At 38.9% G+C, this 24,028-nt stretch carries 21 protein-coding genes and 1 tRNA gene; 9 read left to right on the forward strand and 13 right to left on the reverse strand.

Features of this window, described 5'->3' with window-relative positions; translation table 11 throughout:
* Positions 1–118: 118 nt before the first annotated feature.
* Both GTH25_RS17465 and GTH25_RS17470 read right to left on the reverse strand, forming a co-directional pair.
* Complete coding sequence (locus tag GTH25_RS17465; protein ID WP_075672578.1) at positions 119–859, reverse strand: MurR/RpiR family transcriptional regulator; 741 nt, start codon at positions 857–859, stop codon at positions 119–121.
* Between the two features lie 199 nt (positions 860–1,058).
* Positions 1,059–1,304: a DUF2543 family protein gene (locus GTH25_RS17470; RefSeq protein ID WP_075672579.1), complete on the reverse strand. Its 246-nt coding sequence runs from the start codon at positions 1,302–1,304 to the stop codon at positions 1,059–1,061.
* A 125-nt stretch (positions 1,305–1,429) separates the two neighbouring features.
* Here GTH25_RS17470 and GTH25_RS17475 point away from each other — a divergent pair, with 125 nt between their 5' ends.
* Positions 1,430–2,146, forward strand: a complete 717-nt coding sequence (locus tag GTH25_RS17475) for an RluA family pseudouridine synthase (RefSeq protein WP_156734351.1) — start codon at positions 1,430–1,432, stop codon at positions 2,144–2,146.
* Positions 2,147–2,156: 10 nt separating this feature from the next.
* Here the strand turns inward: GTH25_RS17475 and GTH25_RS17480 are convergent, their stop codons facing one another.
* Both GTH25_RS17480 and GTH25_RS17485 read right to left on the reverse strand, forming a co-directional pair.
* Positions 2,157–2,633 (reverse strand): cold-shock protein, encoded by a 477-nt coding sequence (locus GTH25_RS17480; protein WP_164530208.1) that lies wholly within the window; start codon positions 2,631–2,633, stop codon positions 2,157–2,159.
* 107 nt (positions 2,634–2,740) lie between these two features.
* Positions 2,741–3,274, reverse strand: coding sequence for a DUF2058 domain-containing protein (locus GTH25_RS17485; RefSeq protein ID WP_075672581.1), 534 nt, complete (start codon positions 3,272–3,274; stop codon positions 2,741–2,743).
* A 185-nt stretch (positions 3,275–3,459) separates the two neighbouring features.
* Here GTH25_RS17485 and yajD point away from each other — a divergent pair, with 185 nt between their 5' ends.
* Both yajD and GTH25_RS17495 read left to right on the forward strand, forming a co-directional pair.
* Positions 3,460–3,807 (forward strand): HNH nuclease YajD, encoded by a 348-nt coding sequence (yajD, locus tag GTH25_RS17490; RefSeq protein WP_006534437.1) that lies wholly within the window; start codon positions 3,460–3,462, stop codon positions 3,805–3,807.
* A gap of 105 nt (positions 3,808–3,912) precedes the next feature.
* On the forward strand, positions 3,913–4,275 hold the full coding sequence (locus GTH25_RS17495; protein WP_075672582.1) for a YibL family ribosome-associated protein: 363 nt from the start codon (positions 3,913–3,915) through the stop codon (positions 4,273–4,275).
* Between the two features lie 288 nt (positions 4,276–4,563).
* On the opposite strand, the gene GTH25_RS17500 is transcribed toward GTH25_RS17495, so the two are convergent.
* Positions 4,564–4,658, reverse strand: a tRNA-Sec gene (locus GTH25_RS17500).
* Positions 4,659–4,899: 241 nt separating this feature from the next.
* Between GTH25_RS17500 and prlC the strand changes: the two genes are divergently transcribed.
* Both prlC and rsmJ read left to right on the forward strand, forming a co-directional pair.
* Positions 4,900–6,942 (forward strand): oligopeptidase A, encoded by a 2,043-nt coding sequence (prlC, locus tag GTH25_RS17505; RefSeq protein WP_075672583.1) that lies wholly within the window; start codon positions 4,900–4,902, stop codon positions 6,940–6,942.
* 3 nt (positions 6,943–6,945) lie between these two features.
* Positions 6,946–7,692, forward strand: a complete 747-nt coding sequence (gene rsmJ / locus GTH25_RS17510; protein WP_075672584.1) for a 16S rRNA (guanine(1516)-N(2))-methyltransferase RsmJ — start codon at positions 6,946–6,948, stop codon at positions 7,690–7,692.
* 76 nt (positions 7,693–7,768) lie between these two features.
* Here rsmJ and gdhA read toward each other — a convergent pair whose 3' ends face one another.
* Entirely contained in the window at positions 7,769–9,109 is a 1,341-nt protein-coding gene (gene gdhA, locus GTH25_RS17515) for an NADP-specific glutamate dehydrogenase (protein WP_075672585.1), read from the reverse strand.
* A 255-nt stretch (positions 9,110–9,364) separates the two neighbouring features.
* On the reverse strand, positions 9,365–9,796 hold the full coding sequence (uspA, locus tag GTH25_RS17520; RefSeq protein WP_023583131.1) for a universal stress protein UspA: 432 nt from the start codon (positions 9,794–9,796) through the stop codon (positions 9,365–9,367).
* A gap of 406 nt (positions 9,797–10,202) precedes the next feature.
* Between uspA and uspB the strand changes: the two genes are divergently transcribed.
* Positions 10,203–10,535, forward strand: coding sequence for a universal stress protein UspB (uspB, locus tag GTH25_RS17525; protein WP_075672586.1), 333 nt, complete (start codon positions 10,203–10,205; stop codon positions 10,533–10,535).
* 67 nt (positions 10,536–10,602) lie between these two features.
* On the opposite strand, the gene pitA is transcribed toward uspB, so the two are convergent.
* Positions 10,603–12,102 carry an inorganic phosphate transporter PitA gene (gene pitA / locus GTH25_RS17530; RefSeq protein WP_075672587.1) on the reverse strand — a complete coding sequence of 500 codons (1,500 nt, stop codon included), beginning with the start codon at positions 12,100–12,102 and terminating at the stop codon, positions 10,603–10,605.
* A gap of 309 nt (positions 12,103–12,411) precedes the next feature.
* Between pitA and GTH25_RS17535 the strand changes: the two genes are divergently transcribed.
* Both GTH25_RS17535 and GTH25_RS17540 read left to right on the forward strand, forming a co-directional pair.
* Positions 12,412–13,629 carry a BaiN/RdsA family NAD(P)/FAD-dependent oxidoreductase gene (locus GTH25_RS17535; RefSeq protein WP_075672588.1) on the forward strand — a complete coding sequence of 406 codons (1,218 nt, stop codon included), beginning with the start codon at positions 12,412–12,414 and terminating at the stop codon, positions 13,627–13,629.
* A 600-nt stretch (positions 13,630–14,229) separates the two neighbouring features.
* Positions 14,230–14,931 (forward strand): pirin family protein, encoded by a 702-nt coding sequence (locus tag GTH25_RS17540; RefSeq protein WP_023583128.1) that lies wholly within the window; start codon positions 14,230–14,232, stop codon positions 14,929–14,931.
* Positions 14,932–15,122: 191 nt separating this feature from the next.
* Here GTH25_RS17540 and pckA read toward each other — a convergent pair whose 3' ends face one another.
* From pckA to umoB, 4 genes are all read right to left on the reverse strand, one after another.
* A complete protein-coding gene (pckA, locus tag GTH25_RS17545) occupies positions 15,123–16,742 on the reverse strand; it encodes a phosphoenolpyruvate carboxykinase (ATP) (protein WP_075672589.1) in 1,620 nt (539 codons plus the stop codon).
* 204 nt (positions 16,743–16,946) lie between these two features.
* Positions 16,947–17,831, reverse strand: a complete 885-nt coding sequence (gene hslO, locus GTH25_RS17550) for an Hsp33 family molecular chaperone HslO (protein ID WP_156734355.1) — start codon at positions 17,829–17,831, stop codon at positions 16,947–16,949.
* Positions 17,832–17,857: 26 nt separating this feature from the next.
* Positions 17,858–18,271, reverse strand: a complete 414-nt coding sequence (gene hslR, locus GTH25_RS17555) for a ribosome-associated heat shock protein Hsp15 (protein WP_072068950.1) — start codon at positions 18,269–18,271, stop codon at positions 17,858–17,860.
* A 71-nt stretch (positions 18,272–18,342) separates the two neighbouring features.
* Positions 18,343–20,451, reverse strand: a complete 2,109-nt coding sequence (gene umoB, locus GTH25_RS17560; RefSeq protein ID WP_075672591.1) for a flagellar biogenesis regulator UmoB — start codon at positions 20,449–20,451, stop codon at positions 18,343–18,345.
* A gap of 353 nt (positions 20,452–20,804) precedes the next feature.
* Here umoB and nudE point away from each other — a divergent pair, with 353 nt between their 5' ends.
* Positions 20,805–21,356 (forward strand): ADP compounds hydrolase NudE, encoded by a 552-nt coding sequence (gene nudE / locus GTH25_RS17565; protein ID WP_075672592.1) that lies wholly within the window; start codon positions 20,805–20,807, stop codon positions 21,354–21,356.
* A gap of 46 nt (positions 21,357–21,402) precedes the next feature.
* Here nudE and mrcA read toward each other — a convergent pair whose 3' ends face one another.
* Complete coding sequence (gene mrcA / locus GTH25_RS17570; RefSeq protein WP_099659244.1) at positions 21,403–23,937, reverse strand: peptidoglycan glycosyltransferase/peptidoglycan DD-transpeptidase MrcA; 2,535 nt, start codon at positions 23,935–23,937, stop codon at positions 21,403–21,405.
* Positions 23,938–24,028: the final 91 nt, after the last annotated feature.

Raw genomic sequence — 24,028 nt, forward strand, 5'->3', positions numbered from 1 at the left:
AAAAGAAAGGCTATTTTAGAATAAATGATGATTAATCTAACAGAATATATTAATACTCTTCACGATTTAATCATTAGAAAGGGTATTTAGTAAATCATATAGACGCTGTTATCTCTTTTTAAAGTAGATTTTCCAGCTCATTAATCAGTAAATCCACCAGCATAAAAAATCCAATACGCGATTTGGTATCATCTTTTTTAGTATCATGATTATCAGCAAAACAAAATAGAGCATGAGTTGCATAAGTGGTTAATTCATTAGTATTAAATGCTGTCATGCTAATAATGTTGGCATCTTTTAACTGCACAATTTTTGCTGTCTCAATAATTTTCTTGGTACCACCAGAAAGTGAGATAAAGATAACCGTATCATCTTCATTAACAAGGCGTGTAAACGAATCAGATAAGTTGTAATCATTAATAAAAAAGCAATGTAGACCTAATGCAAACAATAGATGTTCAAGGTAATACCCTACCGCTTTGCTCGTACCTCTTGCGACAATAAAAATATTTCTAGAATGGCGTAAAGTCTTCGCGCACTCCTGAATTTGTTCTTCATTAATTAAAGTAAATGTTTTATGAATATTTTTTTCTAATTGTTTTTTATAAGACGCCGCATTAGTTTTTTCGACTTTATTTCTCGTCAAAATATAATTATTAATTTGGAATTTAAGCTCTTTAAATCCACTAAACCCTAACTTTTGCGATAAATTAATGATAACCGTTTTTGATACAAAGGTTTTGGCAACTAAATCATTAATATTTAAATACGGGATATCCGTAATATTATCGGTGAGATATTTTAATACTTTCTTTTCGCTGATGGTTAAATTGTCATAATTTTTTAAAAAATCCAGCATATCTCACCCAATAAATTAATCTAAAACATCTTATGAAAACAGCACATATCAAAAAAGCAGTTCTGTTCTTTTTGCGAGTTTATGTGAAATAAAGTGCATAACGAGTATACGTTAAATCATACAGTTATGTAGGATCAGAGTGATATTTTGTGAATTAGGATAATATTGAGCCCATTTTTTAATGAGCTCAATACGTGTGTTATTCGTTACCCCAGCGATTAAGAAACATGGCGATATCATCAATGCGCTTTTTATCAATACCCGCTTCTTTTGCCATTTCTTGCTGCGCGTCCTCACTAATTTCTTCGTTATTCATTAATCTGGTGAGTAGTAGCTGGAAATAGAGAGCAAGCGCATCTTCTTCTTTCTCAGCAACAGGATCGGTTGATTCCAGTGAATACTCTTCGACCATATCATAATATTTAAAGTGGATTTCATTGTTCATAAGTTGTCCCCAAGAATTAACGTTTATACTCTCCATATTCGAATAACTAAGAGTATATATCTACATTCGCCTGTTAACCTAAAATTCGCTATTATCCACTTCCTTCTTTTTTTGCGGATAAGCTAATGTCTACGATTATCGATACTTTTATTGCTCCACCTTGCCATGATGAAATCGAGATCCTTTACCAAGACGAGCACTTAGTCCTTATCAATAAACCGACAGGATTATTGAGCTTATCAGGAAAAAATCCACAAAATATAGACTCCGTACATTATCGATTAGTGAAACTATTTTCGGGGTGCACTCTTGTGCATCGACTTGATTTTGGTACGTCTGGGTTGATGGTTGTGGCACGCAATAAAGCAGTCAATACCCTTTTGTGTCAGCAATTTAGCCAGCGCAGTGTAACCAAAATATACCATGCACTACTGTGTGGGCATTTGGATGATAATGAAGGCATAATCGATGCGCCAATTGCAAAAGATCCAGCTCTGTTCCCACGCATGTCAATTTGCCCGATTAATGGTAAGCCAGCACGCTCTCGTTATCACGTTATTGAGCGTTTTTATCAAACGTTAGAAGATGGAACGTTATTGCCTTTAACACGGGTGCAATTTGTACCTGAAACTGGAAGGACGCATCAACTTCGTATTCACAGCCAATTTATAAGGCATCCTATTTTAGGTTGTGATTTATATGGTGGGTGTGATGGAGGCTTAATTGAAGGAATGGAAAGAACTAAACGGACTCCGCGACTTATGCTTCATGCTAGTGAACTTCATTTTGTTCACCCCATTAGCCAAGCACCAATAAAAGCGCATTGCGAAAGCCCGTTTTAAATGTCGATATTTACAACTTAAGTGCTTTTACTGTTTCATCGATATCAATTTCATCTTCAGTAAAAATTATCTCGGTTCCGTGCATCGTAATGATCGCAAGCTTTCTCAATGTACGCATATTATTAGCACCATCCGCTGATTTTGGTCTGATACTATTCATTAACGTACCGACAGAAAGTACGGTGTTTTCTTTATTGATATGCGTATCTGCGGACACATCTTCACTATAAATACGAAATGATTTAATGGATGCCAGTTTAACTCGCTCACCTGCAATATAAACATATTTGCTATCAGGGATCACTTTAACCGCATACGCAGACAGGCCTTTGGTATTGGTGGTCGGTTCAAACGTAACATTAGCATCTGTCTTTATCAAAGCAGGGTTGGCAACTTTAATCACGTGAAAATAACGGTTATCACCGTTTTCATCTTTTATAAATCCAAAACCTTTATCTTCAAACCACTTTGTGATTATTCCGTTCATTGCCATTATCGCCTACTCAATCGTTTATCTACAAAAATTTTCAGGTGCAGTATAAAGCACAATGCGTATACAGACTATGCCTTTGAGGTAATAAGCGACGTTACTTATTACCACATCAAATCATCTGGGATTTTAAAATCAGCATAAGGATCGTCTTCATCTTGTTCTGTCTCGCTCAGTGCGTTATTTAACAAGATACAGTCCACGTCTCTTTGTATAATTTTATCCGCAACACTGGCTGGAATAATTGCGTATTCCGTTTTATCTGCATTATCCAGACGAGCAATAGCAAGACGCCCACTGATCAATTGAGATTGTGTCAGTTTATCCACCACGATATTTTTAATAACATTATTATCAGTAAAATTAAAATCAATATCGCCTTTTGCTGGCGTAATTCTGTTCATCTCAATAAGTTGCTTAACTTGCGCTTTATATTCTTTAGATAAAGTGGCTTGTTTTTGTTGCTCACTAAGCAGTTTATCGCGTTCAAGTTGAGCTTTTTTATTTTCTTCTACAGCCTCTCTTGCTTCTCGCGCTTGAACTCGTGATTTTTTTGCCGTTCTTTGGACTTTTGCCATTTTTTTACTGGTCACAAGCCCTGCTTTTAACATTTGCTCTTGTAAGGTAAGTTTTGCCATTTTTATACCTAAATCTGCTAAATAATTTTTGAAATTATACCTGTAATTTCCAAGAGTGCATCAGATTGTAAGATTGGTGGTTTATTGAGAAAAATTGGACTTGTGAAATTTGAACCTATCCACGCATTCAGAGTATATTGGAAAAACTATTATCAAACTTTCTTTTATAACAGGTAATACTAACAATGGCTCTGATCCCAAAAAACTATGCACGGTTAGAAAGTGGCTACCGTGAAAAAGCACTGAAAATCTACCCATGGGTATGTGGGCGCTGTGCGCGTGAATTTGTCTATTCGAACTTACGTGAACTCACCGTTCATCATATTGATCACGACCATACCAATAACCCAGAGGATGGCAGTAACTGGGAGTTATTGTGTCTGTTTTGCCATGATCATGAACACTCTAAATACACAGAAGCAGACCAATACGGCACAACGGTTGTTGCCGGTGAAGATGCACAAGATGATGTCGGTGCAGCCACTTATAATCCTTTTGCTGATTTAAAGTCGATGCTCAATAAGAAAAAATAGTGAAGATAATGTCAGCTTTGGTGCAACCAACCGGCTCCCTTTTCACGCTCTTACGCAGAATAGTGTATACTTGCCAACCATAAATTTGTTCATGGTTAATTAATAATGAAAGAAAACGAAAAAGCAAAAATCAAACTCCTCAGCGACCGTTTAGACTTTATTCGTCACAAGATGGCAAGCCTCTCGTTATCAGACGAAGCGGAAAAATATGCAGAGTTTGAAAAAGAAAAAACAGAACTGGAAACTGAAATCGCTCGTCTGAAAGCAGTACGTAACAATAAACTCAGTAAAGAAGCCCAGAAATTAGAGAGTATGCCATTCAAACGCCTCATCACTAAGAAAGAACAAGCTGATATTGGCAAGCTGAAGAAAGCCGTACGAGGATTGATAATTGTCCATCCAATGACAGCATTAGGGCGCGAAATGGAGCTAGAGGGAATGACCGGTTTTTCTAAGACTGATTTCTAGTGAGAAAATGCCCTCAACTAAAACCTGCCATGTTCGACTAATACTGAAAGGTTCTTAATACACTTTTGTTGTTATGAACCGTCAGTTATCCGTAGCTTTCTTACTACTACCACCAACACCTCGTTACACTTCGCAGTCATTGAGAGATTGTAATTCAGTATATTACAGCTAAGCCAATTACCTTCTAATCGAACTATCCGGAATTTCCGGATGGTTGTGTTTTGGGCAATTTTCCTCTCAGAGAAAGCATTGATTAGAGGCTTTATTGGAAAGTGATAAAACAAGAAGTGGCGGAAGATCACAGGAGTCGAACCTGCCAAGGACCGCTGGCGGCCCCATCTGGATTTGAAGTCCAGCCGCCCCACCGGGGACGATGATCTTCCATTTTTGAATGGGTCAAAAGGAAATAACGAGATGATTATACGCTGAATTATTTTTAATCCCAAGTGCATCAAATCAATAAAACCCCTTTCAAATAAAATAATCCCGTTTTTGAGTAAAACCTCCGATAATTACCGCGATACTATTGAACTTATATAGTTTCATCCTCATCTTACTATCTATAACGAATAAACTCAGTGGTGTGTTTTACGTCACTGCAAACCAAAATACAGGATGTTTTTTATGTCAAATCCATTACTTAGCACAACGGGATTACCTGCATTTTCCCTTATCAAACCAGAACATGTTGTTCCTGCACTAAAAGAAGTTTTAACCTCGTATCGTGAAACAGTTGAAAAATTACTGGCTGATAATACTCAGTTTAACTGGGATAACCTTTGCCAACCATTAGCTGAAGCAGGCGATAAACTTTCTCGTGTTTGGTCCCCTGTTAGCCATTTAAATTCTGTTAAAAACTGTACTGAACTACGTGAAGCGTATGAACAGAGTTTACCGTTGCTATCTGAATTCAGTACATGGATGGGACAGCACGAAGGCTTATATCAAGCTTATAAATCAATTAAAGAAAGTGCTGATTTTAATGCGTTAACTCAACCACAGAAAAAAGCGGTTGAAAATGCATTACGTGACTTTGAATTATCAGGCATCGGTTTACCAAAAGAGAAACAACAGCGTTTTGGTGAAATCAGTGCGCGTATGTCTGAGTTAAGTGCTAAATACGGTAATAATGTATTAGATGCCACAATGGGTTGGTCTAAACTAATTACTGATGTAGAAGATTTATCAGGTATGCCTCAAAGTGCCATTGATGCGGCAAAAGCTATCGCACAATCTAAAGAGCAAGATGGTTATCTGTTAACACTTGATATGCCGAGCTATCTTCCTGTAATGACCTATGCGGATAATCGTGAACTTAGAAAAGAGATGAGTATCGCTTATAGCACGCGAGCCTCTGATCAAGGTCCAAATGCGGGTCAGTGGGATAATAGCGAAATTATTGCCGAGATCCTCGCATTACGCCACGAACTTGCTCAACTACTTGGCTTTAAAAATTACGCTGAAAAGTCACTTGCTACTAAAATGGCAGAGTCTCCAGAGCAAGTCCTTAACTTTTTAACTGACTTAGCACAACGAGCTCATCCGCAAGGTGAAAAAGAGTTAGCTGAACTCACTCAATTTGCAAAAGAACACTATGGCGTTGATAAATTAGAGTCATGGGATCTGGCTTACTACAGCGAAAAGCAAAAACAACACCTGTTCTCAATCGATGATGAACAACTACGTCCTTACTTCCCAGAACAACGTGCTTTAAGTGGCTTATTTGAAGTTGTTCATCGTATCTATGGTTTAACAGCTAAAGAACGTAACGACATCGACACTTGGCATGATGATGTTCGTTTCTTTGAGCTTTATGATGAAAGCAACACCTTACGTGGTAGCTTCTATCTTGATTTATATGCGCGTGAACACAAACGTGGCGGTGCTTGGATGGATGATTGCATGGGAAGAATGCGTCATGCCGATGGCAGACTACAAAACCCCGTTGCTTATCTCACCTGTAACTTCAATAAGCCAGTAGGTGATAAACCTGCACTGTTTACTCATAATGAAGTCACCACACTGTTCCATGAGTTTGGTCATGGCTTACATCACATGTTAACGCAAATTGATACCGCTGATGTTGCAGGTATTAGCGGTGTACCTTGGGATGCTGTTGAATTACCAAGCCAATTTATGGAAAACTGGTGCTGGGAGCCTGAAGCATTAGCCTTTATTTCTGGTCATTATGAAACTGGCGAACCATTACCACAGGCAATACTTGATAATATGCTTAAAGCAAAAAATTATCAGTCAGCAATGTTTGTATTACGCCAATTAGAATTTGGTCTGTTTGATTTCCGTTTACATACAGAGTATGACCCCGCTAAGGGAGCTCAAGTGATGGAAACGTTAAATGATGTGAAAGAACAAGTTTCTGTTGTTCCTTCAACTCCTTGGGCGCGATTCCCTCATGCCTTTAGCCATATCTTTGCCGGTGGCTATGCCGCAGGTTATTACAGCTATTTATGGGCGGATGTCCTAGCTGCTGATGCCTTCTCTCGCTTCTCTGAAGAAGGTATTTTTAACCGCGAAACGGGTCAATCATTCCTTGATAATATTTTAACTCGTGGTGGTTCAGAAGAGCCAATGGAGTTGTTCAAACGCTTCCGTGGTCGTGAGCCAAAACTTGATGCTATGCTCAAAGGCTACGGCATTAAAGGATGATATGTGAATATCTGTTTACTTTGTGAAGAAGGCGCTGATAACAGCGCCTTATCTGATTTAGCGCAACGTTGGGGATTAGTTCACGACGAAACGCAAATCATGGCTTTAGTGTTAACGCCTACTCACCTTGAATTACGTAAACAAGATGAACCTAAATTAGGGGGCATCTATGTGGATTTCGTAGAAGGCACAATGGCACATCGTCGTAAATTTGGCGGTGGCCGAGGTGAAGCGGTAGCAAAAGCTGTCGGGATCAAAAAAGACTATCTACCCGATGTTGTGGATGCGACAGCAGGGCTTGGTCGAGATGCCTTTGTATTAGCGTCTATTGGTTGCAAAGTCAGAATGGTAGAGCGTCACCCTGTCGTTGCTGCATTACTTGAAGATGGACTAAAGCGTGCTTACCTTGATGCTGATATTGGCGAATGGATGCAAGAGAGAATGACGTTAATTCATGCCTCTTCTGCCCAAGCACTGACTGAGATCACGCCGCCTCCTGATGTCGTCTATCTTGATCCGATGTATCCGCATAAGGCGAAAAGTGCGTTAGTAAAAAAAGAGATGCGAGTGTTTCAATCTTTAGTGGGTGCTGATGAAGATGCAGATGCATTACTTGAACCAGCAATCACTTTGGCGAAAAAACGTGTCGTCGTAAAACGTCCCGATTATGCAGAGCCATTAAATAATCAGCCTGCACATGCCAATGTAACAACCAAAAATCACCGTTTTGATATTTATCCTTGTGTGTAACCACTTACACATTAGGAGAAAATAAATTAGATTTGAAATCTGACGGGTGTTTAACACCCGTTCAGAATAGGTAAAATTACAGTACGCCTTGTGCCAGCATTGCATCAGCGACTTTAACAAACCCTGCAATGTTCGCGCCTTGAATATAATTAGTCTGCTTACCTTCACCGCCGTAATTCACACAAGCATGGTGAATATCTAACATGATGTGATGTAAGCGAGCATCCACTTTCTCTGCTTTCCAACTTAAACGTGCCGCATTCTGCGCCATCTCTAAACCAGAAGTTGCAACACCACCCGCATTAGCTGCTTTACCTGGTGCAAAAAGGACACCTGCTTCGATAAAGGCATCGGTTGCTGCGATTGTTGTTGGCATATTTGCGCCTTCAGCAACGGCTTTAACGCCATTTTTAATAAGTACTTTGGCTGCTTCTAAATCTAGCTCATTTTGTGTCGCACAAGGCAAAGCAATATCAACAGGCACAGCCCAAGGTTGTTGTCCTTCAAGATACGTTAAACCAAATTCTTTTGCGTACTCTTCAACACGACCGTAATTATTTTTAATTTCAGTGAGGCGAGCTAGTTTTTCAGTAGTAAATCCAGCTTCATCAACCACAGTACCACCTGAATCTGATGCAGTGATGACTTTTGCACCTAATTCTAAACATTTTTCGATAGTAAACTGTGCAACGTTACCTGCGCCAGAAACCGCCACACGCATTCCTTCAAGAGACATACCATGACGTTTAAGCATCGCATTAGTAAAGTAAACTAAACCGTACCCAGTGGCTTCTGGGCGGATTAAACTGCCTCCGAATGAAAGGCCTTTACCTGTAAATACACATTCATTGCTATTAGACAGCTTTTTCATCATGCCTGCCATAAAGCCAACTTCTCGTGCCCCCACCCCAATATCGCCGGCAGGAACATCCGTATTAGCGCCTAAATGGCGATAAAGTTCAGTCATTAGTGCCTGACAAAAACGCATCACTTCCCCATGACTTTTACCTTTAGGATTAAAATCAGAACCTCCTTTGGCTCCTCCCATCGGTAATGTGGTCAATGCATTTTTAAATGTTTGCTCAAAACCTAAGAATTTTAGGATGGAAAGGTTCACTGAAGGGTGAAAACGCATACCACCTTTGTAAGGTCCAATGGCTGAGTTAAATTGAATGCGCCATGCGCGGTTAACCTGTACTTGCCCTTTATCATCTAACCAACAAACGCGAAACTGAATAATACGTTCAGGCTCAACTAAGCGCTCAAGTAATGATTGTTCACGATATTGTGGATTTTTCTCTAAAAAAGGCCACAAAGTGGTAAAAACTTCACGAACCGCCTGATGATACTCAGGCTGATGAGCGTTGTATTTTTCTACCCCTTCTAAAAACGAAGACAATGAGCCAGATATATTCATTCAGCTATTCCTTTTTTGTGTAATGTGATGTTGGCATAACCTCATTTATTCGGAATATTTTTGGGTTTTGTGAGGTCGATGTTGTTTTGCTTCTTGAATATATCATTAAAATGTATTCACACTTCAAGACATTTTTTTCATAATTAGACAAAAAAAAAAGGTTGACTCTATTTAACAGCAGGAAAAATGGGAATTTTAAGCAAAAAAATACCTGCATATGCAGGCATTTTTTTTGCTTAAACAAGCAAGCAATTATTATTCATCATCTTTCAGAGGAACAATTAGCATATCAACATGCACAGTATTAATTAGTTGGCGTGCTGATGACATCAATTTGCTCCAGAAGTCTTGGTGATGACCACAAACGACTAAATCCATATCGTATTTCTTAATCGCATCAACCAGAACTTGACCTAAATCACCGCTACCACTCAGGGTTTCCTGAATTTCATAACCTGATTTATCAGAGAGGTCTTTTAACGCGTTACGGGTTTCATCAGTAATACGTTGTTGCATATCACCGAGGTTGACATCAATTAGACCGGTATAAAGATCAGAGTAGTTAACATCAACGTGAATTAAGGAAACTTTGGCATTATAGGGTTTTGCCATAGATACAGCTTTCTGTACTAAGACGTTACTCTCAGGGGATAAATCAACTGCCACTAGAATATGCTTATAAGCCATCGTGAACTCCTTCCATAAGCTGATTAATCGGTTGGAAAGGCGGTTAAGCCTAAATCCTATGTATTAAATATAACGTTTTAAGATGAAAGTTAGATGTCGCCTTGATCACAACTTATGTCAAATTCATCAAGAAAGCATCTATCGATAAATAACAATATACACCATTTTAGATTAGCACGATGTCATTCACCGACAATATCATCATAATAATGAGAATTGAGTATAAAAAACAACAAAAACACCCTTTTAGAGTTATTTTTTATCTTTTTTTCTGAAAAAGGAAACAACTTGAAAAAGTCACTTTTGTTTATTGCTTAATTTCACCTAAACTTAAATTAGAGAAAAAAGTAACCTTTGTTGGTAAAGGTTTTCTCATCTCAGAATCTATTATTCTAGGGAGGGGATTATGTTTAATGTCATTGTTGTCTTTTGGGCGCTATGTATTCTTTGCCTGATTAATATGGTGCGTTATTTCTCATCTATTCGGGTATTACTCACCATATTGCGCCAATCTGATCCTTTGCTCTACCAATCGGTAGATGGCAATGGATTTTTTACTATGCACGGGCAATTTTCAAAACAGTTGCGACTTATCCGCTATATTAACCAACGCCAATACATCAACCATCATAATCCTGAAGTTATTATGCGTTGCGAGCGAATTTATCGGCAATTTTATCTTGTTAGCCGTTTTTGTATTTTGGCTGTCGCAAGTTTAATTGCGATGCTTTTCTGGTAGTGACAAAAACAAAAAAACGGTGACTAAAAGTCACCGTTTATAAACAAACTTGGGTAAATTACTGCTATCAGCTATTCACAATAAATGTCAGTGATATCCAATAAAGTAAACCTGATAAACCAATGCTAACTGGTAATGTTAAGATCCAAGCCAGTGCAATGTTTTTCACTGTCTTCGATTGAACACCACCACCATCAACAATCATGGTACCTGCAACCGCAGATGATAAAACTTGTGTTGTTGATACAGGCATACCCGTATAACTTGCTACACCGATGGAAACTGCTGCTGTTACCTGAGCAGAAACCCCTTGAGCGTAAGTCATACCTTTTTTACCGATCTTCTCACCAATTGTTACTGCAACGCGTTTCCAACCTACCATTGTCCCGATAGAGAGCGCTAATGCCACTGCGATAATGATCCAAATTGGAGCATATTCCACTGTGTTTAGCAGGTCACGACTCAATGTTTTTAAGAACCGTGCATCTTGGGTGCTAGTTTCTGGTAGTTTAGCCACTTCTGTTGCGGTATCAGCGATACACATAAGTAATCGGCGCATTTGAGCACGCTGGTCTGCTGTTAGCTCATCATAAGAGCTAATATTTGCAAGCATTTGTTCTGTTTGATTCAGAACAACTGGCGTTCTTGCGCTATTACAATGGAAATCTGTATCATTAGCATCAGCTTGTGCTGGTACTACTGGTGTATTCTCAATAGCATGCTGTAGCGCTGGCTGGTGTTTCTCATAATATTGTTGTAAGTGTACAACTGCATCATGAGTTTTGGTGATATCGTATCCGCTCGCACTCATATTGACGACAAAGCCCGCAGGCGCTACGCCAATTAATACTAACATGATAAGACCGATACCTTTCTGCCCATCATTTGCACCATGAGAGAAACTTACTCCAACTGCAGATAAAATCAGTGCAGTACGAGTCCAAAATGGCGGCTTACGCTTACCATCTTGTTTCTCACGTTCAGCTGGTGTCAGGTGAATACGACGACGTTTTTTCGTACCACTCCAGTAACGGCGTAGTAAGAAAATCATCGCGCCTGCAATAACCAAGCCGATAATTGGTGAAAGAATGAGTGATAGGAAGATACTGATCATTTTTGGTATGTTTAATGCGTCAACGATAGACGAATCTGTCACGATAGCATTTGTCAAACCAATACCAATGATAGCACCTATCAGCGTATGTGAACTTGATGCTGGAATACCGAAATACCATGTACCTAAGTTCCAGATAATGGCGGCTAACAGCAACGAGAAGACCATGGCAAGGCCATGAGCCGAGCTCACATTCAGCAGAAGATCTGTCGGTAACAAGTGAACGATAGCATAAGCTACGCTCAATCCACCGAGCAAAACTCCAAGGAAGTTAAATACACCCGCCATCACGACCGCAAATTGCGCACGCATAGCACGAGTATAGATAACAGTTGCTACCGCATTTGCGGTATCATGGAAGCCGTTAATAGCTTCATAAAATAGCACAAATAACAGTGCTAGAACCAACATTAAACCTGTATGAAATTCTAGGTCAGTAAACAAATGTAGCATAGACGTTAAGCCAGTTAGTTGGACATGAACGCGGCGCATTATCAGCGACAAATGCGAACGGTGGAAGCGAAATTTAACCTTTTTTTGATTTGATAACCAAGAAAATCAGAGCCTTTTTAAGATAATTCCTTATATATCATTTAATTAATAAAAATAAAAAAAAAGTAAATTTCTGACAATTTTTTTCCTTGCTAATACGAATTTAGGTGAAAAATGCAGATTTCTCCATATAATTTTACAAAAACACTCTGATCTTACGCGAAAATCATTGATTAAGTAGTCAGAGAAAACCAAGAACGAGACATCATTGTGGGATCATACAATACAGTAATTATAGGTGCAGGTGCCGCAGGGCTTTTTTGTGCGTCTTTAGCAGGACAAGCAGGATTATCTGTTTTAGTCCTCGATAATGGTAAAAAAGCAGGCCGTAAAATTCTAATGTCAGGTGGTGGACGTTGTAATTTCACCAATATGTATATCGAACCTTCGGCATATTTATCAGAAAATCCACACTTCTGTAAGTCAGCACTCGCTCGCTATACACAATGGGATTTTATTGAATTAGTGCAAAAACATAACATTGCCTACCATGAAAAAACGCTAGGGCAGCTATTTTGTGATGATTCAGCACAACAAATTGTTGATTTATTACTCACTGAATGCCAAAAAGGAAAAGTAAGTGTTCGCTTACGTAGTGAAGTCACGAAAGTAGAGAAAACAGATGTAGGCTTTACTGTTTGGGTTGATGGAAAAGCTATTACGACACCTTCGGTGGTTATTGCCAGTGGGGGTCTTTCTATGCCCGGTTTAGGTGCCACCCCTTTTGGCTATAAAGTTGCAGAGCAATTTGGGCTTTCAGTTTTACCAACGCGCGCAGGATTGGTTCCTTTTACATTGCATAAACCTCAACTTGAGCAATTAAGTCAGCTATCAGGCGTAGCTGTACCCGCTATTGTGACAGCAAAGAATGGAACGAGTTTTAAAGAGAACATTCTTTTTACTCACCGCGGTCTTTCTGGCCCTGCTATTTTGCAAATCTCTAATTATTGGCAATCAGGTGAGTATGTGAGTATTAACTTACTTCCGAATACTGATCTTGAAAGCTTTCTACAAGAAAAACGTCAAGAGCATCCAAATCAATCATTAAAAAATACGCTTTCTCGCTTATTACCAAAGCGCTTTATTGAAATAATGATAGAAAATAAACAGTTACCTGATGTTTCTCTGACTCAACTTAATAACGATCGTATTACGCAAATTGCAACGTTACTACAAGAATGGCAAGTGCAACCCAATGGTACTGAGGGATATCGTACCGCAGAAGTCACACTGGGTGGCGTAGATACTCGAGCCCTATCCTCTAAAACAATGGAAGCCACAAAAGTAAAAGGACTCTATTTTATTGGGGAAGTGGTCGATGTAACAGGCTGGTTAGGAGGATATAACTTCCAGTGGGCATGGAGTTCAGCTTATGCCTGTGCACAGAGCCTTATTTCTACACCAAAATCGACTTTTGTTGAGCAATAATGAATAAATTTGCAAATAGTAAAGTTATAAATATTGGCTTCATAATTCTTTAAACTTATAAGTCATACATAATAAAAACCAGCCATCATCAATCAGTGATGGCTTTTCCTTCTTGTATTTCTTAGTAATGATTAAAAATACCTTATATCCCTTCGTTTTATCTGGTTTTATGCCGCATTTTCTCTTCTTTTTCCTATAAATGACCCTATAAAGAATATTGTTAACTATTTGGTTATATTAATATTTTAAAAAATTATTAAAATAAAATAACTCGTTAATCAGTGAGTTAAGACTTTTTTGACTCTTTTTTCTAATTTGCTTAAAAAAAGGGCTTTACAAATGATACTGAGAACTATTATCATTAATAACACTTTCAGATGCACCACCTTCAGGGTCATATGAAAGAACGACATTGCTCACATTGCTTCCAGTGTTTTACTTTAGCCAGCCGGGTGCTGGCTTTTTCTTTTCTAGAACTTATTCGATGTTTTTGTTTCCTCTTATTCAAATTATTTGGATCTTCAGGTTAAATTCCTCCGCTTTTTTACTTTGCGCTATTGAGTAAACTGTGTTCAACAACTTCAGAGAAGGAAACACATTATGATTTATCTACGCAAAGCAAATGAAAGAGGACACGCTAATCATGGTTGGCTAGATAGCTGGCATACCTTCTCTTTCGCAAATTATTACGATCGTGACTTTATGGGATTTTCTGCACTACGAGTTATTAATGAAGATCGCGTCATACCCGGTGAAGGATTTGGTACTCACCCACATAAAGATATGGAAATTTTAACCTATGTGCTTGAAGGTAATATCGAGCATAAAGACAGCATGGGTAATAAAGAAAATGTTCCTGCGGGTGAGTTTCAAATAATGAGTGCAGGTACAGGTATTACTCACTCAGAATATAATCCGAATAGTGATAAAGGACTGCATTTTTACCAGATTTGGATTATGCCAAACACCGTCGGTATCACACCACGTTACGATCAACGCCGTTTTGATACGACAGTAAGCAAACAGCTTATTTTATCGCCAGATGCCCGTGATGGCTCTTTAAAAGTCTTCCAAGATATGACGTTATGGCGCTGGAACCTGAAAAAAGGTGAAGAAGCACAATATCAAGCCGAAGCTGGTCGCCATGTTTGGCTACAAGTTGTGAAAGGTAAAATAACGATTAATGACATTATTGCGACCACCAGTGATGGTGTAGCCATTGCTAATGAAGATATGATCCGTTTCGTTGGTGATGAAGATAGTGAAATCTTGCTGTTTGACTTACCTCCTGTAACAGCATAGTTGGGTTATCACCCTCTAAAGCCACTTTTTCTCTAATAACCTATTTCACTTTATTTTTCTATTCCCTGAAATCTTCTCGCATTTCAGGGATTTTTTTTCTCTAAAATCTCAAAAATAAAAAAACACCAAAATCACATCCTATGAGTTTGGTGTTTTTATTCACACTATATTTTTATTTACGTTAATAGTAATTAACGTTTTGGTCCAACTTTAGTCAATGCTTGACCTGCTGGGGTATCCGTATATTTATCGAAGTTTTTCACAAAGCGATCGGCAAGATCATCTGCTTTGATATCCCATTGGGTTTTATCCGCATAAGTATCACGAGGATCTAATATTTCGCTGTTAACGCCAGGCAATGCAGTTGGGATCTCTAAATCAAACACTGGTAATGTTTTCATTGGTGCTTTATCAATATCACCATTTAGGATGGCATCAATAATCGCACGTGTATCTTTAATTGAAATACGCTTACCTGTACCATTCCAACCTGTATTAACCAAGTAGGCTTTTGCACCTGATGCTTGCATACGTTTTACCAATACTTCAGCGTACTGTGTTGGATGCAGAGATAAGAATGCTGCACCAAAACAAGCAGAGAATGTTGGCGTCGGTTCTGTCACACCACGTTCAGTTCCCGCTAGTTTAGCGGTGAAACCTGACAAAAAGTGGTATTGCGTCTGTTCCGGTGTTAAACGTGAAACAGGAGGTAGCACACCAAAAGCATCCGCTGTTAAGAAAATAACTTTCTTAGCGTGACCTGCTTTGGAAACAGGTTTAACGATATTATCGATATGATAAATAGGGTAAGAAACGCGGGTATTTTCTGTTTTCGAGCCATCGTCGAAATCAACAGAGCCGTCAGATAACACAACCACGTTTTCTAACAGTGCATCACGTTTAATTGCACCATAGATATCGGGTTCAGCTTCTTTTGATAAGTGGATTGTTTTTGCGTAACAGCCACCTTCAAAGTTAAACACACCGTCATCATCCCAACCATGCTCATCATCACCAATTAGCTTACGCTTAGGATCGGTTGAAAGAGTTGTTTTACCTGTACCAGATAGACCAAAGAAAATAGCAACATCACCACTTTCGCCAACGTTTGCGGAGCAGTGCATAGAAGCCATACCTTTAAGAGGAAGGAAGTAGTTCATCATAGAGAACATACCTTTCTTCATCTCGCCACCGTACCAAGTACCACCAATTAACTGAATGCGTTCAGTTAAATTGAAAGCAACGAAGTTCTCTGAATTCAGACCTTGTGCCTTCCAATTTGGATTTGTACATTTCGCTCCGTTCATCACAATGAAGTCTGGTGTAAAATTTTCCAGCTCTTCTTGTTCAGGACGAATAAACATATTTTTAACAAAATGCGCTTGCCAAGCAACTTCTGTGATAAAACGCACTTTTAAACGCGTGTCAGCATTCGCACCACAAAACGCATCAACAACAAACAAACGTTTGCCTGATAGCTGATTAGTGACTAATGATTTTAAGTCAGTCCACACTTCTTGTGAAAGTGGCTTATTATCGTTCTTACCTTTACCCTGATCAGCCCACCATACGGTGTCACGAGTAACATCATCACGAACAATGTATTTATCTTTCGGAGAACGTCCAGTAAATATACCTGTATCAACGGCAATAGCGCCTAACGAGGTTTGTGTGCCTCGCTCGTAACCTGTTAATCCTGGCTTGGTTTCTTCATCAAATAACAGCTCATAGCTTGGGTTATAAATGATTTCGCTCGTGTCCTTAATACCGTACTGCTGGAGATCCTTAGGGGTAAGACCTTTAACGCTCATAGTTTCGCTCCTGATAAATAGACCTTTCTACGAATAATATTAAGGTGTTACGAGTAATTAACAGCGATTGTTATCAATATTTTGAAAATTTATAATTTTTTTATGTTAAGAACGAGAGCTAATGCACAAAACTACAGAAAAATTGTTGAATAAAAAAGGACGCAAAATAGCGTCCTTTAGATAAAATAGTCTTGCTAAATCGAATCAGTGCAATTCAGAGCCATACAATTTATTGATATTATTAATATCATTCTCAGTGAAGATGTAATGTGTTCCACAATATTCGCATTCCATATCAATATTTCCCTGTTCTTGCAACAGGTGGTTCACATCTTCTTTCGACAATGTTACTAATGTATTTTCACAACGTTCACGCGAACAAGTGCAATGGAATTCAACAACTTGAGGATCATAAAGAGTGACATCTTCTTCGTGATATAAGCGATGTAAGATCTCTTTAGTATCTAGCGTAAATAGCTCTTCAGCTTTGATTGTATGTGTTAACTGTGTGAGCAATTCAAAATGTTCAGCAGTATGTTCTGCGGTGAACTCTTCTGATGCCGGCAATACTTGTAATAACATACCCGCAGCAGCTGGTTTGCCCGCTTGCATACCACTACGAATAAATACGCGCGTAGGTAACTGTTCTGATTGCTTAAAGTAGTTATCAATACAGGCTTCAATAGTTTCACCATCAAGAGCAACAATACCTTGATAACGTTCACCTTTTTCAGGTGTTACCGTAATGACCATAAAACCATTCCCGATCATCTCTTTTAAGGTACTACCCGCTTTAACATCATCCCCAATACGCGCAACACCACGCATTTGTTGATTGTTATTTCCATTGATCACTGCCAATCGCACAGGGCCATCACCTTGTATTTGAACCGTAATATCACCTTCAAATTTAAGCGTAGCTGTTAACAAACTGGTAGCCACCAGTAAATCACCCAGAAGGTGTTGAACTGGCTCAGGATAATGGTGATTCTCAAGCATTGATTGATAGGTTTCAGTCACATTGACCAATTCGCCACGTACCGCGTTTTTTTCAAATAAAAAACGTGATAAAGAGTCTTTTTTAGACATGATTTTCTCTCATTTCAGGGAATCGGTTAATCCGATTCTTGTAAATTTGTCTGTTTGAAGCGAAGTAAGGTGCGTCTTTCCTTTTTATCAGGGCGACGTTCAGGATGAGGCATAGTTAACGCATTCATTTTTCTTGCTAGAGCAATTTTTTCTCTTTTAGCAATACTCTCTGGTGTTTCACAATAAAGTGCCTGAGCTTGGGTAGCACCTTGTCGTTGTGAACTGACCATAAGAATGGTTACTGTCCGTTCATCATTACCTTGTCGTAGGCGTATTTCTGCGCCTTCTTCAACGATTTTACTTGGCTTACCTCTCACACCATTGTAGTGAACTTTGCCACCTTCAATCATTGTGCGAGCGATTGCGCGCGTTTTATAGAAACGTGCAGCCCAAAGCCATTTATCTAAACGGACGCCACTTTCTTGCGATGGTTGACTCATCCCTTTCTCCTTAACTTCAACTTCTTTATGAAGGCGATAGTGTAAACACATAGCCTTCCACAACAAGGGACTTACTGAGGAGGGCGATAAAAACAGTGCTCATAGTAGAGACTGATTTTATTCATGCGTTGGTTATTTTGTCGCCGACGCCGGATGATAAGAAATAGGTTCAATATTAAGAACCCAATAGCGATAAACAATAATAACGTATTCCCGATGTAATATAACATTGTCATTGAATCGGGCAGGCTATGTAAAAATATCTGTAATGTGCCATTCGCATCAATAACCATGCCGGTTATTACGCCACCTGTATCAAAAGGTGTATGTAATAAAATATCGGATAAACGTTGTAGTTCGCGCCACTGTTCTAACGGAGTAGGCTCAAACACGGAGTTTGAACTTGAAGCGTAATCAACAAGCTGTTTTCTTTCATCACTGATTAACAGCACGCCACCCGGTGGAGGACTGTTTAGCAGTATTGCGGCTTTATCTATTTCTCGGTAGATAAAAGAAGATGTGGTGGTGTCGATAAGCTTTTCCAAGGCCTCAGCACTCACAGCACGTAATAAAACATTGGTTCCAGTTAATTTACCACTTTCAGCTCGTTGAACTAATGCAGCCCAATCATTGACATTACTTAAGTTAACTAACGCCATCTTAAGGCGAATACACTCATTTTCTCTTGGGCATAAATCCTGTGTTTTCAACACAATGCCATCAAAATTATCTAACAGATTCATCCCGGACTTAGTAATCGCTTGGCCTAAACTCGGGTTAACTCGGTTATTAGAAACGGGATGTAATTGTTCTTCAACCATATGCAATAATGCAGCAGCTTTTTCTATCGTGCTCGATTCAGGCATTGGCATTGGATTACTGTTATTCCAGTAAATTCCTGAACAATCAAAAGGTGCAAAAATAGTTTTATTATTCTTACTTGATAAATTAGGTGGCATGTAACACATCCCAACCCCTTTCGCTTGAATAATGTCTCCTACATGCAAATCAGTTGTTTCTAACTCAGTAAAATTAGTGACTAAATGAGGTTCTGTATCTTTAAACCATGAAAAACTGAGTTTCATTGAAAGAGAAAGAGGTTGATAAAGATACAACATGCCAATAATAAACAGGCTCCAAAAAACGAAGATAATATTTTTAATATAGCGTTTATATGGATAATTTTTCTCTTCATCATGCAATGAAAGGTAGTTTCCTTGCTTTACTACATGATGATTTGGATACATTTCTAAATAAGTTACCTTATCAATATCACTTTGAATATAAGGCTCCCAATGAGGCGGATAAACGAGATCAATCCCCCCTAAAGAAACATTTTTTACCTGTCCATGATCAAAGTTGCCAAAAAGCCCCCAACGCTTTAAACGCCCCTTAAAGCAGTGGATTTCTTGTTTACGTGGCTTAATTAAAGGATTGTGGATCAGAAAAACACCAACAGCCAAAAAAGCACCACCGGTAGCTAGGATCCAAGGAAGAAAAACTTGAGGCATCATTAAGGCTGTTAAGCACAGCGTCAACCCAAGACAAACAAAAGAGCCATCCCAAAAACCAGATGAGTTATGTAATCGATATTCTTCGTTTGTTTCTTCGCGGATTTGTAATAAGTGAGCAGCATCACCTTCGTTCTTTTGAATTGTTGATGAACCATTTGCCAATATAGGCTCAGAAAGCTGCTTTAAACTTAAAGCAGAAAAATGAATTTTTTCATCTTTTAAGAAATGGCCATTCACACCAACCACGATGGGGATCGAAGGGGTGCAGACAACATCAAGAACGTTTTCTTGCTGAAGATAAGGAACAAGCAGTGGGGGAATATGAATTTCTACGGCATCAATATAGTAACGCCAATGATTTAATCCTTCACTAGAGCCCGCAAAGCGATTAACGATATTTCTTAATGTAGTAACGACTTCACCTTTAATTGGCATATCGGGGAAGTTTTGTAATGAATAGCCAGAAGAGAAATCAGATGTGCCAAAATAAGATAAATAATCACTAATAAGCCCATAGTCATCAGAAGTGAGCTTGCGATAAGTAGGTTTAGCTAAAGATGGGAGATGATGTGAGCCATCAAGCCGCCTTCTTTTAAAGAATAGAAAGGCGGCCATTATAAATAGGCTTATCATAAAGATAGCCAATATAATGACTGATAATCTCATTTTTTCCCCATGCTTATACTGATGCTGCGTAGTAACAATAACAAATTTAAAACCCTGCCTAACATAAGGCAATTCCTATTCTTTTGTTCTATTTTTTATTTAAATACAATAGATTATATTCTTGTTGCCGCGTTATAATTTATATCTCTTATCAAGTTTATATCTGCTAACAATGCTATCTTCGGGTAAAATAGCGAATCAATAAATAATAATATTCTCAAAAAATCAATAAATAACAAGATTTGATAGCGGAGTGTACTCAATTTTCCTTTAAAAGCTAAATCTAATTGTTAGATTTATTTTGTCATTAATGTGTTAAATTCAGGTTAATCTCTATTCTGCCAGGGGCTGTTATGAAAAAACTAAAAAAACCCAATATATTAAACGTTGATAACATCGCCCGTTCTCGATTATTTCAGATCCAATCCGTTAATCTAGAGTTTAGTAACGGAGAAAAGCGTACTTATGAGCGAATGAAACCTGCTAATCGTGAAGCCGTTATGATTGTTCCTATTATTGATGACCATCTTATTCTTATTCGTGAATACGCCGTAGGTATCGAAAATTACGATTTTGGTTTTCCCAAAGGCGCTATCGATCCTGGTGAAAATGCCCTACAAGCCGCGAACCGCGAACTAAAAGAAGAAATTGGCTATGGTGCTCACTCATTAATAGAGCTTGCAAAGCTTTCTATGGCACCGTCTTACTTTTCTAGCAAAATGAACATTGTTATTGCACATGATCTTTATCCAGAGCAACTTGAAGGTGATGAACCTGAACCACTGCTTCAAATACGTTGGCCTATCGCAAAAATGATGGACTTACTCGACCATCCAGACTTCACTGAAGCTCGCAGCGTCAGTGCTCTCTTCTTTGCACACCGCTATCTATTACATAATAAATAGATAATAAAAAACCGGACTTTGACATCCGGTTTTTATTTTCGATTAATTAGAATAACTCGTTAGATTCGCCATTATCCTCAAAAATCTGAGTTCCTACTTCATTTTTTGCTCTTTCTGTCGGTTGGGTTCCATCAATAAAATATTCTTTCATTGAAGCACCATCGCCCGCCAGCTTTCCTGTTTTTCTATCAATTTGCACAGCCACGACACCTTGTGGTACAGGCATCATACTCACTGGTACACCATCGAGAGCCACTTTCATAAAGTCGTTCCAAATAGGTTGTGCTGTTTTAGCACCCGCTTCACCGCCACTAGCCGCAGTCCTACCTAAGTTGCGGCTACTGTCATCAAAGCCAATCCAAGCGGTGGCAACAATATTGGCGCCATATCCAGAGAACCACGCATCTTTAGAGCTGTTTGTTGTTCCTGTCTTACCACCAATATCTTGGCGTTTAAGATCACGAACAGCTCGCCAACCTGTACCAGACCATCCCGGTTCACCTACAAGGTTTGTTCTTAATGCATCATGCATTAAGTAAGCCAGTGGTGTACTGATAACGTGTGGTGCATAAGGGCTTTCTTTTACAGTCTCAGCCAATGGTGCTTGTTCTAATTCAATGTCAGGAGCTACATTGACAGACTGAGACTGATGAGATTGAGCAATGTTTTCCATATAGTCATCAGATAATGCAATAGAACGCATAGTATCGCCGTAAATAACAGGGATATCAGTACAATCTGGGCAGGCTACTTTTGGTTTTGCAGTAAACAGCTCTTCACCATCAGCATTTTCAATACGTTGGATATAGTAAGGTTCAATGAGATATCCGCCATTTGCCATAACAGCAAACCCTCGTACCATTTGCATTGGTGTAAATGATGGTGATCCTAATGCTAAAGATTCTGTTCTATCAATATTTTGGTTAGGGAAACCAAAACGTAATAGATAATCAGCAGCATAATCCACACCCATTGCGCGCATTGCACGTACCATCACTACGTTTTTAGACTGACCTAAACCTTGACGTAAACGAATAGGACCTGCGTAAGTTGGCGGTGAATTTTTAGGGCGCCAATCTGTTCCTGCCCCAGCATCCCAACGGCTAATAGGTAAATCATTAAGCAGTGTTGATAACGTCAACCCTTTATCTAACGCCGCAGCATATAAGAAAGGTTTAATGTTTGAACCGACTTGGCGTAAAGATTGAGAAACTCGGTTAAATTTACTGATCTCAAAATCAAAACCGCCAACAAGCGCAATAATCCCTCCGTTGATTGGATCTAATGCAACAAATGCAGCATTAACACCCGGAAGTTGCGCTAATACCCAGTTGTTTTCATTATTTTGGCGTACCCAAATTTGCTCACCGACATGGACAACGGCATCAACTTTTGTCGGTGTTGCACCTTGAGCGGTGTCAGAAATAAATTTACGAGCCCAACGAACTGCTTTTAAATCTAGCGTAATGTTGTCACCCGTTTTTAAGATAACTTTGGCTTCTTTAGCATCCGCGGATAACACAACAGCCGGAATTAAAGGACCATAAGTTTGGATCCCTTTTAATTTCTTGTTGATAGCTTCGTTATCCCATGGCGTTTGCCCTTCACTCCATAAAACTTCTTGAGCACCTCGGTAACCATGACGCATATCGTAGTCGATAACATTGTCACGCAACGCTTTTTCTGCTGCTAGTTGATCTTTACGCACAACCGTAGTGTAGATTTTATAGCCATCTGTATAAGCATTTTCACCATAGCGCTCATACATCTCCATTCTCACCATTTCTGTTAGATAAGGTGCGGAGAAATCAATTTGCGGTGCATGGTATTTAGCAACTATCGGCTCTGCTCTTGTACTTTCATACTGTGCACGAGTGATATAGTTCTCTTCATACATACGCTGTAAAACGACATTACGACGTTTTAAAGCACGATCATAAGAATAGAGCGGATTAAGTGTCGATGGCGCTTTTGGTAAACCAGCAATCACTGCCATTTCATTTAGACTAAGCTCATGAACACTTTTACCAAAGTAAACATAAGCTGCAGCACCCACACCGTAAGCACGGTTACCTAGATAAATTTTATTTAGATACAACGCTAAAATTTCATCTTTAGTCAGCTCTTTCTCAATGCGGATCGCCAAAAAGGCCTCTTTAATTTTTCGCATTAATTTCTTTTCAGGTGTTAAAAAGAAATTTCGAGCTAATTGTTGCGTGATGGTACTTGCGCCTTGAGAGGCTTGTCCTGATGTTAATGCCACGACAACAGCACGAGTGATCCCAATAGGGTCAATACCGTGATGTTCACGAAAACGAGTATCTTCTGTTGCGATAAAGGCATTAATAAGTTGAGGAGGCATCTCCTCCAATGTTAGCGGTAAACGACGTTTTTCGCCGTATTGCGCGATCAACTCTCCGTCTGCACTAAATACCTGCATAGGGGTTTGTAAACGAACATCTTTTAATGTCGCGACATCGGGTAACTGAGGCTCAACATACTTATACATACCGTATATCGAGGCTCCTCCCAAAATTATGCAAGCAAAAACGAAGATGAAAAAATATTTTAAGAACTTCACCTTAAATTTCCCATGTAGTGTGAATTGGGCAGTTTATAAACAAACAGTACGTAGTATAAAGGTAACGCCTCTTTGAAAATAGGCAATTACT

Source organism: Proteus terrae subsp. cibarius (genome assembly GCF_011045835.1).
GTDB lineage: Bacteria > Pseudomonadota > Gammaproteobacteria > Enterobacterales > Enterobacteriaceae > Proteus > Proteus cibarius.

Excerpts from the sequence above, each read along its gene's own strand:
- GTH25_RS17465 (WP_075672578.1), bottom strand. The coding sequence starts at position 859 with ATGCTGGATTTTTTAAAAAATTATGACAATTTAACCATCAGCGAAAAG.
- GTH25_RS17470 (WP_075672579.1), bottom strand. The coding sequence starts at position 1,304 with ATGAACAATGAAATCCACTTTAAATATTATGATATGGTCGAAGAGTAT.
- GTH25_RS17475 (WP_156734351.1), top strand. The coding sequence starts at position 1,430 with ATGTCTACGATTATCGATACTTTTATTGCTCCACCTTGCCATGATGAA.
- GTH25_RS17480 (WP_164530208.1), bottom strand. The coding sequence starts at position 2,633 with ATGAACGGAATAATCACAAAGTGGTTTGAAGATAAAGGTTTTGGATTT.
- GTH25_RS17485 (WP_075672581.1), bottom strand. The coding sequence starts at position 3,274 with ATGGCAAAACTTACCTTACAAGAGCAAATGTTAAAAGCAGGGCTTGTG.
- yajD (WP_006534437.1), top strand. The coding sequence starts at position 3,460 with ATGGCTCTGATCCCAAAAAACTATGCACGGTTAGAAAGTGGCTACCGT.
- GTH25_RS17495 (WP_075672582.1), top strand. The coding sequence starts at position 3,913 with ATGAAAGAAAACGAAAAAGCAAAAATCAAACTCCTCAGCGACCGTTTA.
- prlC (WP_075672583.1), top strand. The coding sequence starts at position 4,900 with ATGTCAAATCCATTACTTAGCACAACGGGATTACCTGCATTTTCCCTT.
- gdhA (WP_075672585.1), bottom strand. The coding sequence starts at position 9,109 with ATGAATATATCTGGCTCATTGTCTTCGTTTTTAGAAGGGGTAGAAAAA.
- uspA (WP_023583131.1), bottom strand. The coding sequence starts at position 9,796 with ATGGCTTATAAGCATATTCTAGTGGCAGTTGATTTATCCCCTGAGAGT.
- uspB (WP_075672586.1), top strand. The coding sequence starts at position 10,203 with ATGTTTAATGTCATTGTTGTCTTTTGGGCGCTATGTATTCTTTGCCTG.
- pitA (WP_075672587.1), bottom strand. The coding sequence starts at position 12,102 with ATGCTACATTTGTTTACTGACCTAGAATTTCATACAGGTTTAATGTTG.
- GTH25_RS17540 (WP_023583128.1), top strand. The coding sequence starts at position 14,230 with ATGATTTATCTACGCAAAGCAAATGAAAGAGGACACGCTAATCATGGT.
- pckA (WP_075672589.1), bottom strand. The coding sequence starts at position 16,742 with ATGAGCGTTAAAGGTCTTACCCCTAAGGATCTCCAGCAGTACGGTATT.
- hslO (WP_156734355.1), bottom strand. The coding sequence starts at position 17,831 with ATGTCTAAAAAAGACTCTTTATCACGTTTTTTATTTGAAAAAAACGCG.
- hslR (WP_072068950.1), bottom strand. The coding sequence starts at position 18,271 with ATGAGTCAACCATCGCAAGAAAGTGGCGTCCGTTTAGATAAATGGCTT.
- umoB (WP_075672591.1), bottom strand. The coding sequence starts at position 20,451 with ATGAGATTATCAGTCATTATATTGGCTATCTTTATGATAAGCCTATTT.
- nudE (WP_075672592.1), top strand. The coding sequence starts at position 20,805 with ATGAAAAAACTAAAAAAACCCAATATATTAAACGTTGATAACATCGCC.